13 protein-coding genes are annotated in these 13858 nt (G+C 71.9%); 3 read left to right on the forward strand and 10 right to left on the reverse strand.

Annotated elements, in window-relative coordinates; genetic code table 11:
- Positions 1-15 precede the first annotated feature (15 nt).
- The 10 genes from JOE59_RS09475 to JOE59_RS09520 all read right to left on the reverse strand — a co-directional run bounded on the left by JOE59_RS09475 (position 16) and on the right by JOE59_RS09520 (position 9831).
- Positions 16-2124 carry an iron ABC transporter permease gene (locus JOE59_RS09475; RefSeq protein WP_204460072.1) on the reverse strand — a complete coding sequence of 703 codons (2109 nt, stop codon included), beginning with the start codon at positions 2122-2124 and terminating at the stop codon, positions 16-18.
- On the reverse strand, positions 2096-3076 hold the full coding sequence (locus JOE59_RS09480) for an iron-siderophore ABC transporter substrate-binding protein (RefSeq protein WP_204460074.1): 981 nt from the start codon (positions 3074-3076) through the stop codon (positions 2096-2098). The genes JOE59_RS09475 and JOE59_RS09480 overlap by 29 nt, the downstream gene beginning before the upstream one ends.
- A gap of 67 nt (positions 3077-3143) precedes the next feature.
- Complete coding sequence (locus JOE59_RS09485) at positions 3144-4016, reverse strand: ABC transporter ATP-binding protein (RefSeq protein ID WP_204460075.1); 873 nt, start codon at positions 4014-4016, stop codon at positions 3144-3146.
- A 106-nt stretch (positions 4017-4122) separates the two neighbouring features.
- Positions 4123-5547 carry an amidase gene (locus JOE59_RS09490; RefSeq protein ID WP_204460076.1) on the reverse strand — a complete coding sequence of 475 codons (1425 nt, stop codon included), beginning with the start codon at positions 5545-5547 and terminating at the stop codon, positions 4123-4125.
- Between the two features lie 68 nt (positions 5548-5615).
- Entirely contained in the window at positions 5616-6194 is a 579-nt protein-coding gene (locus JOE59_RS09495; protein ID WP_204460077.1) for a GNAT family N-acetyltransferase, read from the reverse strand.
- Positions 6195-6248: 54 nt separating this feature from the next.
- Positions 6249-6929 carry a uracil-DNA glycosylase gene (locus JOE59_RS09500; protein WP_204460078.1) on the reverse strand — a complete coding sequence of 227 codons (681 nt, stop codon included), beginning with the start codon at positions 6927-6929 and terminating at the stop codon, positions 6249-6251.
- Between the two features lie 15 nt (positions 6930-6944).
- A complete protein-coding gene (locus JOE59_RS09505; RefSeq protein ID WP_204460079.1) occupies positions 6945-7664 on the reverse strand; it encodes a Type 1 glutamine amidotransferase-like domain-containing protein in 720 nt (239 codons plus the stop codon).
- The gene (locus JOE59_RS09510; RefSeq protein ID WP_204460080.1) at positions 7661-8185 is read right to left on the reverse strand and encodes a phosphoribosyltransferase; all 525 of its coding nucleotides are present in this window, start codon (positions 8183-8185) and stop codon (positions 7661-7663) included. The genes JOE59_RS09505 and JOE59_RS09510 overlap by 4 nt, the downstream gene beginning before the upstream one ends.
- 66 nt (positions 8186-8251) lie before the next feature.
- Entirely contained in the window at positions 8252-9043 is a 792-nt protein-coding gene (locus JOE59_RS09515) for a potassium channel family protein (protein WP_204460081.1), read from the reverse strand.
- 2 nt (positions 9044-9045) lie between these two features.
- The gene (locus JOE59_RS09520) at positions 9046-9831 is read right to left on the reverse strand and encodes an SDR family NAD(P)-dependent oxidoreductase (protein WP_204460082.1); all 786 of its coding nucleotides are present in this window, start codon (positions 9829-9831) and stop codon (positions 9046-9048) included.
- A gap of 96 nt (positions 9832-9927) precedes the next feature.
- Between JOE59_RS09520 and JOE59_RS09525 the strand changes: the two genes are divergently transcribed.
- From JOE59_RS09525 to metX, 3 genes are all read left to right on the forward strand, one after another.
- Entirely contained in the window at positions 9928-10980 is a 1053-nt protein-coding gene (locus tag JOE59_RS09525; RefSeq protein ID WP_239560184.1) for an acyltransferase family protein, read from the forward strand.
- A gap of 157 nt (positions 10981-11137) precedes the next feature.
- Positions 11138-12460, forward strand: coding sequence for a bifunctional o-acetylhomoserine/o-acetylserine sulfhydrylase (locus JOE59_RS09530; RefSeq protein ID WP_204460086.1), 1323 nt, complete (start codon positions 11138-11140; stop codon positions 12458-12460).
- A gap of 129 nt (positions 12461-12589) precedes the next feature.
- The gene (gene metX / locus JOE59_RS09535) at positions 12590-13795 is read left to right on the forward strand and encodes a homoserine O-acetyltransferase MetX (RefSeq protein WP_204460088.1); all 1206 of its coding nucleotides are present in this window, start codon (positions 12590-12592) and stop codon (positions 13793-13795) included.
- Positions 13796-13858 lie beyond the last annotated feature (63 nt).

Genomic DNA, 13858 nt, shown 5'->3' on the forward strand with positions numbered 1-13858 from the left:
GCGAAGGGTCGTGGGTCAGGCGCTGCGGCGCGAACGCCAGAGCAACCAGACGAAGTAGGGGGCGCCGACGACCGCGGTGAGGAGGCCGGCGGGCAGCTGCGCCGGCGCGATGACCGTGCGGCCGAGCGTGTCGGCGACGCACACCAGCAAGGCACCGAGGAGGGCCGCCAGGGGCAGCACGAGGGCGTGCCGCGAGCCCACGAGCGCCCGCGCTGCGTGCGGTGCGACGAGACCGACGAAGCCGATCACGCCCACCGCCGAGACCGCGGTCGCCGTGAGCGCGACGCTGACGGCGAGCAGGCCGAGACGCGCCGAGCCGAGTCGAACGCCGAGCACCCGCGGAGTGTCGTCGTCGAACGCGAGCAGGTCGAGTTCGCGGCGTGCAGAGGCGAGGAGCGGCACGGCGACGAGGGTCACGAGCGCGAGCGGGATCAGCTGGGGGAAGGTGCGTCCGTAGGTGGAGCCCGACATCCAGGTGAGCGCCTTGGCCGCGTTGTACGGGTCGGTCGCGATGATGAGCATCGAGGTGATGGCGGCTGCCGCTGCCGAGACGCCGAGCCCGATCAGGATGAGCCGCGTCGAGGCGAGGCCGCCCCGCATCGCGAGCCCGAAGACGATGAGCGCCGCGAGCGCGGCACCGGCGAGCCCGCCGAGCGTCACGCCGAGGAACGTCGCGAGCGGCCAGAACGTGATCACGAGCACGGCGCCGACCCCGGCACCGCCGGTGACGCCGAGGATGGCGGGCTCCGCGAGCGGGTTGCGCGAGACCGCCTGCACGACGGTGCCGGCGAGCGCGAGCGCGGCGCCGGCGAGGATCGCCGCGGCGACACGGGGCGCACGCGTGTTCATCACGAACTCGACGAGCGGCCCGGCCTGCCCGGTCATCCAGTTGAGCACGTCGCCGCCGAGCATCTTGGCGTCGCCGAGCAGCAGCGACACGAAGGCGAGCACGACGAGCAGCACGGCGGATGCCGCGATCACCAGCCCGCGCCCGCGGGGCGAGAGCCCAGCGCCGATGACGAACCCGGTGCCGCTCTCCGACGAGGCGCGGGCGCGCAGGGCGAGCGCGATGAGGAACACCGCGCCGAAGATCGTGGTGACGACGCCCGTCGGGACCTCGACGGCCGCCTGCCCGCCGAACGCGAGACGCAGCAGCACGTCGGCGCCGAGCACGACGATGACGCCCATGACCGCCGCCGCGGGGATGAGGAGCACGTGCCGCTGCATGCCGGGCACGCGCACGGCGATGAGGCGCACGATCGCGGGTGCCGCGAGACCGACGAAGCCGATGGGGCCGGCGACGGTGACCGCGGCAGCCGAGAGGAGCACCGCGAGGAGGAGGCCGATGAGGCGGGTGCGACGCACCTGAACGCCGAGCACCGTCGCCGTGTCCTCGCCGAGGGCGATGAGGTCGAACTGGCGGGCGTAGAGGAAGAGGGCGGCGACGGCGAGCAGCACGACGGGCCCGAGCTGGAGCATCGGCTCCATGCCCGTCTGGGCGAGCGTGCCGTTGCCCCACGCGAAGAGGCCCTCGGTGCGCTCGGGGAAGAGCAGCAGCAGCATCGTCGTGAGCGCCGTCAGCGCGAGAGCGATGGCCGAGCCGGCGAGCACCAGACGCACGGTGCCGCCGCCGCGACCGCCGCCCGCCGACAACGCGAGCACGAGACCGGCCGCCGCGAGGCCGCCGAGGAAGGCGACCGCGCCGCCGCCCGCGACGGGCAGTGCGATGCCGAACGCCGCGACCGCGACGACGGCGAGGTACGAGCCGGCGTTGACCGCGAGGGTGTCGGGCGAGGCGAGCACGTTGCGCGAGATGCTCTGCATCACGAGACCCGCGACGCCGAGCGCGATGCCGATGAGCACGCCGGCGGCGAGGCGCGGCATCCGCGAGGCGAGGAGCACCGCGGCCGACTGGTCGTCGGACGCACCCGTGAGCAGTCCGAGCAGCTCGGGCAGACCGACATCCGCCGAACCCTGCGTCACATGCACCGCGGCGAGCAGTGTCGCGACGACGAGCCCGAGCGCGATGAGGAGCACCGCACCGAGGCGGGGCCGGGTGGCCCCGCCTCGGGCGGGAATCAGCGCTTCAGCCTGTTCAGCCGGCAAGGGTCGCGACGACGGCATCGATGTAGTCGTTCATCGACGAAGGGCCGCCGAACATCCAGATGCCGTCGGGCAGACGGTGCACCGAGTCGCTCTGCACGAACGGCAGCGACGTCCACACGGCGTTGTCCGCGAGCTCGACCTGGTAGGCGTCGGCCTCGCCGTTCGTGATGTAGAGGAACTCCACATCGCCGACGGCGGTGAGGCCCTCGACGTCGGTCGAGTCGAGGCCGTAGTCGGCGTCGCCCTCTTCGGTCCAGGCGTTCTCGAGCCCGAGCTCCTCGGTCACGGCGGTCAGCAGCGCGCCCTCGGCGAACGGGCGGATCGAGACCTGGCCGCCGGTGGCCCAGGAGTCGCTCATCATGAACGGGGCACCCGCGAGACCCGCGGCCTCGAGCGCCGCCTTGCCCTCGGCGAGCTTCTCGTCGAAGCCCGCGAGCAGCTCCTCGCCCTCGGCCTCGTGGCCGGTGGCGGTCGCGATGCGCTCGAGGTTCGACTCCATCTGGCCGATGGGGTTCGAGGCGTCGGCGCCGCGCACGACGAGCACGGGTGCGAACTCCTCGATCTGCGCGATGACCGACTCCGAGAGGTCGGTGGTGGTCAGCACGAGGTCGGGCGCGAGGCCGGCGATGGCGTCGACCGAGGGCTCGCCGCGGCCTCCGACATCCGTGACGCCGTCGTCGAGCGCCTCGGACTTCACCCAGGCGCTGTAGCCCTCCACGTCGGCGACGCCGACCGGCATCACGCCGAGTGCGACGAGGTTCTCCGCGGTGTTCCACTCGAGGGCGACGATCTTCTCCGCGGGGGCGGCGAGCTCGATCGACTCGCCGCGGTCGTCGGTGATGACGATCGCGGCATCGCCGCTCGCGGCGCCGGCCTCCTCGGTCGTGCCGCAGCCGGTCAGCAGCAGCACGGATGCCGCGGCGAGGGCGGTCAGGGCGATGGTCGGCCGGGTGACGGCAGCTCTTCTCATGGTGTCCTTCGATCGGTGCGCGGGCATGGGTGTCCCACGCGAGGGGGGTTGGATGGGCCGCGCCGCGCTAGGCGACGACGAGGCGTTCGATGCGTTGCCGAGTGTTGTAGCGGCCGATGGGGCACGTCGTGATGCAGCCGCGGTCGTCGGTGATGACGTCGACGCGGATGCCGTAGGCCGAGCTCAGCATGTCGGTGACGAGCACCTCGGCCGGGGTGCCGACGGCGCGGACGCGGCCGGATTCGAGCAGCACCACCCGGTCGGCGACGGCGGCGGCCTGGTCGAGGTCGTGGAGCACGACGCCGATGGTGACCCCGTGCTCGTCGGCGAGCTCGCGGATCAGGTCGAGGAGTTCGACCTGGTAGCGCAGGTCGAGGTAGGTGGTCGGTTCGTCGAGGAGGAGCACGCTCGTGTCCTGCGCGAGGCACGAGGCGAGCCACACTCGCTGCAGCTGCCCGCCCGAGAGTCGGTCGACGGGCTGTTCGGCGAACTCGGCGACGCCCGTGAGCTCCATCGCGCGCCCGACGATCGCGGCGCCGTCGGGGTCGCCGGCGATCCACCGGCCGCGGTGCGGGTGCCGGCCGAACTCGACGAGCTCGCGCACGGTGATGCCGCCGGGGGTCGGCCGGCTCTGGGCGAGCAGGGTGACGCGCCGGGCGAACTCGCGCCCGTTCAGCGAGGCGGCGTCGATGCCGTGCTCGATGAGGTCGGCGGGCTCGGTGCCGTGAGCGCCGGCGCTGATCGTGTGGCCGTCGTCGGCTGCGAGCAGCACGCGACCGGCGTCGGGCCGGTGCAGGCGGGCCAGCGAGCGCAGCAGCGTCGACTTGCCGCTGCCGTTCGGGCCGACGAGCGCGGTGACCTTGCCCGGTTCGAGGTGGATCTCCGCGCCGTGCACCACGGGGGCGCCGTCGTAGGAGAGGGTGAGGTCGAGACCGAGCATGGGATCAACTATAGGTGAGGCTTACCTAACTTCGTCAATCCGATGTCGCAACCGGCCGTCACAGACCCCGGCAGGGCCCGTCAGCGCGGCCAGCGCGCGGCCGGGATCACCAGAGTTCCGGATGCCTCCGGCTCCGCCCCACCCGTCGCTCGAGCTGCGCGGCGATCGCGAAGAGGGTCGCCTCTCCGCCCGGGCGCCCGATGAGCTGCACGCCCATCGGCACGCCGTTCGCGGTCTCCGACACCGGCACGGTGATCGCCGGCAGCCCCGAGACGTTCACGAACGACGTGAACGGCGTGAACTGCACCTGCTGGGCGAAGTTGTGCTCGCCGTCGTCGGGGTCGTACCAGCCGACCGGTCGCGGAGTCAGTGCCAGTGCCGGCGTCAGCACGGCGTCGTACGAGGCGAACCGGCGGATGACGCGCTCCTCGAAGCCCGTGAGCCATGCGAGCGCCTCGGCCAGCTGCCGAGCCGGCAGCGCCCTGCCGCGGGCGAGCAGCCACTGCGTCAGCGGCTCGAGCAGCGCCTCGGGTTCGCCGTCGACCGGGATCGTCGCGGCTCCCGCCTGCCAGATCGTGCGGAACGCCTCGGAATAGCCCGGCTCCGGCGCGGGCGCCATCGCCTCCATGCCGTGGCCGAGGCGCTCGAGGGCTTCGATGGCGACATCGAGCGCAGCGCGCGCTTCGGGGGCGATCGCGATGTCGTAGGCGTCGTCCCACGGCGAATCGGTCATGACGCCCAGTTGGAACCGGCCCTCGCCGCGGATCGCCGCGCCGAGGAACGGCCCGTCGTCGCCGGCCGCACGCAGCGCGAACCGATGCGCCGCCGGATACCCCGACGGGGCGATCAACCCGTCGAGGAGCAGCGCGGCGTCGGCGACCGTGCGGGCGAGCGGCCCGGCGACGCCGAGCCCGGCGAGGCTCGTGAGCCCGGACCCGGCGGGCACCCTGCCACGGCTGGGCTTGACGCCCACGAGACCGCACGAGGCCGCCGGGATGCGGATCGACCCGCCGCCGTCGGAGCCGGGTGCGAAGGGCAGCATTCCGGATGCCACGGCCGCCGCGGCTCCCCCGCTGGAGCCGCCCGCGCCGAGCGCGAGGTTCCACGGGTTCCGCGTCGGAATCGTTCCCACGCCCTCGGTGTAGGAGGGCAGCCCGAACTCGGGCGTCTGCGACTTGCCCAGGCTGACCGCCCCGGCCGCGTCGACCGCCTGCACGAGCTCGTCGGAGGCATCCGGCACGAAATCGGTGAAGACCCGGGAGCCGAAGCGGGTGGGCACCCCGGCCCGCAGGTGCAGGTCCTTGTCGGCGAGGGGCAGCCCCCAGAGTGGCGCGGTCTTCGGCACCTCGGCCGCCACGTGGCGCGCCCGTTCGAGCGCGGCCTCGGGCGTGACGGTCGCGAAGGCGCCGACCTCGGGGTTCAGCCGTTCGACGCGGGAGAGGTAGTGCTCCGTCAGCTCCACGGGCGAGACGTCGCCACGCTGCAGCATCTGGTGGAGTTCGAGGGCCGTGTGATCGTGCAGGGACGTCATGCATCGAGCCTACGGCGGCGTGCGCGGCGACGACGCGGTCGACGACCCGCGCCGCGGCATCCGCTCGACTACTTCAGCGACCGCTGCAGCAGCACCGTGCCGAGCCATCGGTCGAACTTGAAGCCCACGCGGCCCATGCGGCCGATCTCCTCGAAGCCGAACTTCTCGTGCAGCGCGATCGAGGCCTCGGCGCCCTGGTCGGCGATGACGGCGATCATCTCCTTGAGTCCCGCCGCCTTCGACCGGTCGATGAGCTCGGCGAGCAGCACGCGGCCGAGTCCCTTGCCGGATGCCGCGGGGCCGAGGTAGATCGAGTTCTCGACCGTGAACCGGTAGGCGCGCTTCGGCTTCCACGGCGACACGAGGGCGTAGCCGAGCAATTGGCCGCTCGGCGATTCGGCGACGATGAAGGGCATGCCGAGCTTCTCGAGGTAGGCGAACTTCGCCTTCCACTCCTGCAGGGTCATCGCGTCCTCGTCGAAGGTGACCGTGGAGTTGGCGACGTAGTAGTTGTAGATCTCGCGCACGGCCGGCAGGTCGGTGGCGGCGGCGTCGCGGATCGCGTACTCGAACGGCGCTTCGGCAGGCACGGGCTTGCGAAGATGGGGCGGCAGCACGCGGCGCTCCTGGTATTCCTCTTCGAGCATGCGGCCAGAATACCCGCGGCGTGTTGCGGCCGGGTTACACGGTCGCGATGCCGGTCACGCCGGCAGGCTCCAGTCGACCGGGTCGGCGCCCTGCGCCGCGAGCAGCGCGTTCGCCCGGCTGAACGGCTTCGACCCGAAGAAGCCGCGCGACGCCGAGAGCGGGCTCGGATGCGCGGACTCGATCACGGGCGTCGACCCGAGCAACGGTTCGAGGCGCTGCGCGTCGCGCCCCCAGAGGATCGCGACGAGCGGGCGGTCGCGCGCGACGAGCGCACGGATCGCATGGTCGGTGACCTTCTCCCAGCCCCTACCGCGGTGCGAGCCGGTCGCACCCGGCTCGACGGTCAGCACCCGGTTCAGCAGCATGACCCCGTTCGCACTCCAACGCGTGAGGTCGCCGTGCACGAGCGGCGGGACGCCGAGGTCGTCGACGAGTTCGCGGGAGATGTTCGCGAGGCTCCGCGGCAGCGGGCGCACATGTCCGTCGACCGCGAACGAGAGCCCGATCGGATGCCCCGGCGTGGGGTACGGGTCCTGGCCGACGATGAGCACCCGCACGTCGTCGAGCGGCTCGCGGAACGCGCGCAGCACCTGCTCGCCCGCCGGGAGATACCCGCGCCCGGCCGCGACCTCGGCCCGGAGGAACCCGCCGAGCTCGGCGATGGTCGGTGCGACCGGGGCGAGCGCCTCGGCCCAGCCGGGGTCGAGGAGCCCGGCCGCGAACTCCTCAGGCAACTGCCCCGAGGCCACTCAGATGCCGATCGTGGAGACCAGCACGCCGCCCTCGGTCGGCAGCACCCGCCAGACACTGCCCTCGCCCTCGGAACCGAGGCGGCCATCGCCCACGATCAGCGCCGTGCGCTCGTCGATGCCGAGCCCGCCCGCGATGAGCCCGGATTCGACGGCGGCGACCAGTCGGGAGAGCATGCCGCGCTGGGCGACGTGCACCTCGATGGCGACATCGACCAGGCCGATCCCGGATTCGATCTCGAGCTCGAATCCCGGCTCCTCAGGGTCCTCGGGCGCGACGGGCACGCCGCCGATGCGCGAGCCGCTCCCGAGGGAGCCCTCCGCCGCGACCATCGCGCCGGCCGAGACGCCGAGGTAGGGCACGCCGGCGGCGACCTGCCGACGCAGCTCGCCGAACAGCGGTTCGAGCCCGGCGCGCACCTCTTCGACCACGCCGCCGCCCACGGCGATGCCGTCGACGTCGGCGATCGCGCTGAGGGCGACCGGCTCGCCGGACCGACCCGCGGTCGCGTGCGCCTCGATGCCGTCGCCGGCGGCGGTCAGCAGTTCGGCGAGCGCCGTCGCCTTCTCCTGTGCCTCGGGGTGCAGTGAGATCACGGCGATGCGCGGCCGGGCGCGGCCTGCTGCGCTCGCCCGTGCTGCGGCCTCGGCGACGAACGGTGCGTACAGCGCGGCATCCGCGACGGTGGTCGCCCCGCCGCCGATGAGGTGGATGCTCACGCGGCGCCCTCGACGACCTCGACGGGCGGCAGCGCCGACCACGGGAAGACGATCCAGTCGTCGGTGCGGCGGTAGTCGAAGTCGGGCGCGAGCACCGTGTGCGACTTCGTGTACAGCGTTGCGGTGCGCACCTCGGCGCCCTCGTCGGTGAGCAGCGCGAGCACCTTGGCGAGCGTGCGGCCGGAGTCGGACACGTCGTCGACCAGCAGCACGCGCTTGCCGCCGAGCGCAGGCGCGTCGAGCATCGGCGGGTGCAGCACGGGCTCGGGCAGTCGCTCGTCGATGCCCGAGTAGAACTCGACGTTGATCGAACCGCAGGCCTTGGTGCCGAGTGCGTAGGAGATGGCCCCAGCGAGCAGCAGTCCGCCGCGGGCGATCGCGATCACGACGTCGGGGCGGAAGCCCGAGCGGAGCACGTCGCCGGCGAGCGTGCGCGCCGCCTCGCCGAACTCGTCCCAGGTGAGGATCTCGCGCTGGATGCCATCGGATCCGAGGGCTGCGTCGTTGGCGTCGAAAGTCATGTCATCAGGGTATCCGCCGAAGCTGCATGCCGGCGCGCCCGAGCGGATGCCGCGGCATCCGCTCGCTCAGGTCTCGCGGTCGGTGAGCGGGTCGTCGGGCGCGTCGGCGAGCAGATCCGCCATCGGAATGGGGCCCCCGACGGGCTCCTCCGCGGGGGTCGCGGCGGACGGAGCCCCGCTCGCCGTGACCGGCGCCTCGTGCGAGATCCGCACGAGGCCGATGCGTTCATTGATGAGCGAGATGATCGTGGCCGACGCGGTGCCGACGATCGCCACGCCGCCGGCCATGAGCAGCACGGCGTAGAGGCGCCCGGGCACCGTGACCGGGTAGGCGTCGCCGTAGCCGACGGTCGCGACCGTGACGACCGCCCACCAGAGGGCCTCGCCGAAGCTCGTGATCGACGCGCCGGGAGCGTCCCGCTCGACCGAGAGGGTCGCGAGCGAGATGAAGTAGATGAACAGCACCGAGTAGCAGATGGCGTAGATCACGATGTTGGTGCGCACCGCTGCGCCGCTCTTCCGCTGCAGGTACGGCACCTCGCGCAGCAGCACGAGCACCCGGAAGGCGCGGAACACGGGCAGCAGGGCCGAGAGCACGTCGATCGGGTGCGTCCCGATGAAGTGCCACTTGTCGCCGTGCGGGGTCAGCGAGACGCGCACGACGAGGTCGACGATGAACACCACCCAGGTGATGCCGAGGATGACCATCAGCCAGAGGCGCACCTCGGGGGGCAGGTCCTGCACGAGCACGAGTACCGAGTAGGCGATGATGAAGGCGACGCCGAGCGCGAAGAGCGGCACGGTCGTGCGCTGCTCCCAGCCGTGGCGGCGGGGGGCGGGTGCCGACCGATGCGCCATGATCAGGCGCCTTCCGGGCGCACGGCGAGCGGCCCCTTCGTGAAGCGGTACGGCGCCGCCTGGGCGACGGGCTTGACGACGATGAGGTCGAGATCGACGTGCCTGGGCTTCAGCACCGCGTCGGCGATCACCGCGGCGATGTCCTCGGCCACGAGCGGCTCGGGCACGTCGTCGTAGACGGCATCGGCCCTCGCACGGTCGCCGCCGAAGCGTACGAGCGCGAACTCGTCGGTCTTGACCATTCCCGGCGCGATCTCGATCACGCGCAGCGGCTCGCCGTTGAGCTCGAGCCGAAGCACCTCGGTGAGTGCGTGCGCGGCGAACTTCGCGGCGTTGTACCCGCCTCCGCCGACGTAGGCGGTGTGCCCGGCGATCGAGGTGACGTTCACGATGTCGGCGACTCCGCGATCGACGGCGCCCCGGCGCAGCAGCGGCAGCAGCGCGCTCGTCACCCGCTTCAGGGCGAGCACATTGACCTCGAACATCCACGCCCAGTCGTCGACGTCGGAGTCCTCGACCGAGTCGAGGCCCTTCGCCCCGCCCGCGTTGTTGACGAGTGCGTGCACCGGTCCGGTCGACTCGAGGTGGTCGCGCAGCCGGTCGACGTCGGCCTGCTTCGTCAGGTCGGCCACCACCACGGATGCCCCGGTCTCCTCGGCGAGCGCCCGCAGGCGCTCCTCACGGCGCGCGACCCCGACGACGTCCCAACCGGCCGCGCGGAACGCCCGCACGGTCGCCTCGCCGATGCCGGAACTCGCACCGGTCACGACCACTCGCAGCTCGCTCATGCGCCCATTCTGCCCTGCCCGGCACCGCTCGTGCGGTTGAATGGACTGATGCATTCGCGACAGCCGGCACACCCGACCAAGCGCAGACGTGTCCCCATGTGGGACAACGCCCGGTGGATCGCGATCACGCTCGTGGTCATCGGCCACGGCATCCTCCCGCTCATCGGCGAGTCGAACTCGGCCTACAGCGTCTACCTGTTCATCTACTCGTTCCACGTGGCGGTCTTCGTCACGGTCAGCGGGTACTTCGCGAAGTCAGGCCCGCCGAACGCGAGGGCGCTCCGTCAGATCCTCACCGACATCGTCTTCCCCTTCCTCATCTTCGAGACGATCTGGACGATCATCAAGTGGCTGCTCGGGGGCGAGTTCTCACTCGACTTCGCCACGGCGTCGTGGACGCTCTGGTTCCTCATCGCCCTCGCGGTGTGGCGCATCGTGCTGCCGTACCTCGTGCTGCTGCGCTACCCGCTGCTCATCGCGATCGCGATCTCGATCGGCGCCGGGTACACCGAGTCGATCGACTCGACCTTCGCCCTCTCACGCACGTTCGGCATGCTCCCGTTCTTCGTGTTCGGCTGGAAGCTGCGGCAGTGGCAGCTGACGGGCCGCTGGCTCGAGCTCCGCTCGGCGGTGGCCTGGCGCTGGCGGGCCGGCGCGATCGCGTTGTTCGGCGTGACGCTCGTGCTCATGCCCCTCGCGATCGAGACGTGGCGCGACCTGAAGCTGCGCCGGTTCATGCTCTACGACGAGTCGTACGAGGCCATCGGCTACGACGAGCCGTGGTCCGGCGCCATCCGGCTGGGGCTGCTGCTGTTCGCGATGCTCCTCTCGTTCGCGTTCCTCGTGCTGATGCCGCGCGGTGCGACCTGGTTCACCCCGTTCGGCACCGCGACGATGTACATCTACCTGCTGCACACCTTCGTGCTCTTCCCGTTCCGGGAGACGGAGGTGCTCGCCGGAGACCAGCCGTTCTGGGTGCTGCCGGCGATGATGCTGTTCTGCATCGCGATCTCGATCGTGCTCTCGCTGAAACCGGTGCGCCGGGTGTTCCGGCCGCTCGTCGAGCCCCGGGCGCGGTGGATGTTCCGCCCCGAACCGTCGACGGCGACCGGCACGATCGTGCTGCCGCCCGACGGCGAGCTGCGCTGACCGGGGCGGCGGCCTCGCCCCCCAGCGGATGCCGCAGGGCGCCGCGCATCGAGCGTGACGCCGTGTTGCGGCATCCGTTGCCCGTCGTCGCCTGCCCGCCTAACGTGGCTCGAAAGCCGCGGCGGACCCGCCCGAGCCGTTCCCTGAGGAGACGTCCATGACCGAGACCGCCGACTGGCGCTTCGAGACCAAGCAGGTGCACTCGGGGGCCGCTCCCGACCCCGTGACCAACGCCCGCGCCACGCCGATCTACCAGACCACGTCCTACGTGTTCAACAGCGCCGAGCACGCTCAGAACCTCTTCGCGCTCGCCGAGTTCGGCAACATCTACACGCGCATCCAGAACCCGACGCAGGCGGTCGTCGAAGAGCGCGTCGCGGCCCTCGAGGGCGGCACGGGCGCACTGCTCGTCGCCTCGGGCCAGTCGGCGGCCACCTTCGCGGTGCTGAACATCGCCCAGGCGGGCGACCACATCGTCTCGTCGTCGTCGATCTACGGCGGCACCTACAACCTCTTCAAGTACACGCTCGCCAAGCTCGGCATCGAGGCGACCTTCGTCGAGAACCAGGACGACGCCGACGAGTGGCGCCGTGCCGTGCGTCCGAACACGAAGCTCTTCTTCGCCGAGACGATCGGCAACCCGAAGATCAACGTGCTCGACATCGGCCTCGTCTCGAACGTCGCGCACGAGTCCGGCGTGCCGCTCATCGTCGACAACACGATCGCGACGCCCTACCTGATCCGTCCGTTCGAGCACGGCGCCGACATCATCATCCACTCGGCCACGAAGTTCCTCGGCGGTCACGGCACCACCATCGGCGGCGTCATCGTCGACGGCGGCAGGTTCGAGTGGTCGAAGAACGTCGAGAAGTTCCCCGGCCTGACCGAGCCCGACCCCTCGTACCACGGCGCGAGCTACACGGCAGCGGTCGGCGACGGTCTCGCGTACATCATCAAGGCGCGCGTGCAGCTGCTGCGCGACCTCGGCGCCGCGATCTCGCCGAACAGCGCATGGCTGCTCATCCAGGGCATCGAGACGCTCTCGCTCCGCATCGAGCGCCACGTGCAGAACGCCCAGGAGATCGCGGAGTGGCTCGACAACCACCCCGACGTCGCGAGCGTCAACTACTCGGGCCTGCCGTCGAGTCCCTGGTACGCCGCGGCCAACACCTACGCCCCGAAGGGCGTCGGCGCGGTGCTCTCGTTCGAGCTGAAGGGCGGGGTCGGCGCCGGCCGTGCGCTCGTCGACAACCTGTCGCTGTTCAGCCACCTCGCCAACATCGGCGATGTGCGCTCGCTCGTCATCCACCCCGCGTCGACGACCCACTCGCAGTTGACCCCCGAGCAGCAGCTCACGACCGGCGTGACGCCGGGCCTCGTGCGCCTGTCGGTCGGCATCGAGAACATCGACGACCTGAAGGCCGACCTCGAGGCGGGCTTCGCCGCCGCGCGCGCAGCCACGGAGGCCGCTCGCGTCTGACGCGCCACCGAGAACGACGGATGCCGCGGGCCTGCACGGGACCGCGGCATCCGTCGTTCTCGGCACCGCACCGGTGGTGGCCGGCGTAACAATGCACGGCAGGTCGCCCGGCTCGGGAAGAATCGAAGCATGGACTGGCAGACGACGGCTGACGCGGTGCCCGCGAGCATCGTCACCGAGGCGCGCGCCGCGTCGCTGGCCGGCCGTGCCCCCGCCACCGGCGCCTGGCGCGAGGGCGACGCGGTCGGCGACCGACGGTTCGTGAACATCGGCGATGTGGCCCTCGAGTCCGGGCGGGTGCTGCCCTCCGCCCGCATCGCCTACGAGCAGTGGGGCACGCTCTCCCCCGCGCGCGACAACGCGATCCTCGTGCTGCACGCGCTGACCGGCGACGGCCACGTGGTCGGGCCGGCCGGCCCGGCGCACCCGAGTGCCGGCTGGTGGCCCGGCATCGTGGGCCCCGGCCTCGCGATCGACACCGACCGCTGGTTCGTCGTCGCGCCGAACGTGCTCGGCGGGTGCCAGGGCTCGACGGGGCCCGCCTCCCTCGCGCCCGACCGTGCCGAATGGGGCATCCGCTTCCCCTTCCTCACGATCCGCGACCAGGTGCGCGCGCAGATCGCGTTCGCCCGCGAGCTCGGCATCGAGCGCTTCGCCGCGGTCGTCGGCGGCTCGATGGGTGCCATGCACGTGCTCGAGTGGGCGATCATGGCCCCCGACGCGGTCGAGCGCATCGCGGTGCTCGCGGCCCCGGCCGCGACCTCGGCCGACCAGGTCGCCCTCAACTCGGTGCAGATCGAGGCGATCCGCACCGACCCGGCGTTCCGCGGCGGTGCGTTCTACGACGCGCCCGACGGCGACGGCCCGACCCGGGGTCTCGCGCTCGCCCGGCGCATGGCGATGCTCAACTACCGCACCGCGAGCGAACTCAACCAGCGGTTCGCCCGCAGTTGGCAGTCGGATCTCGACCCGCTCGGCGGCGACGGCCGGTTCGCCGTCGAGTCCTACCTCGACTTCCACGGCAACAAGTTCACGCGGCGCTTCGACGCCAACAGCTACATCGTGCTCACGCAGGCGATGAACTCGCACGACATCGGTCGCGGTCGCGGCGGCGTCTCGGCGGCGCTCGCAGCGATCGAGGCCCGCAGCCTCGTGCTCGGCATCGACAGCGACCGCTACTTCCCGCTGTCCGGCCAGGAGGAGATCGCCGCCGGACTGCCCGGGAGCGTGCACGGGCCGGCCCCCGTCGTCGTCTCCTCCGAGTACGGCCACGACGCGTTCCTCATCGAGGACGACGCGATCGCGGCCGCACTCGGCGGGCTGCTCGCCGCCTGAACGGCTGCCGGCGCCCCGACCTCCCCGCACCGGGCGGACTCCGCTACCCTTCGAGTGACGGCG

Source organism: Agromyces cerinus (assembly GCF_016907835.1).
Lineage (GTDB): Bacteria > Actinomycetota > Actinomycetes > Actinomycetales > Microbacteriaceae > Agromyces > Agromyces nitratus.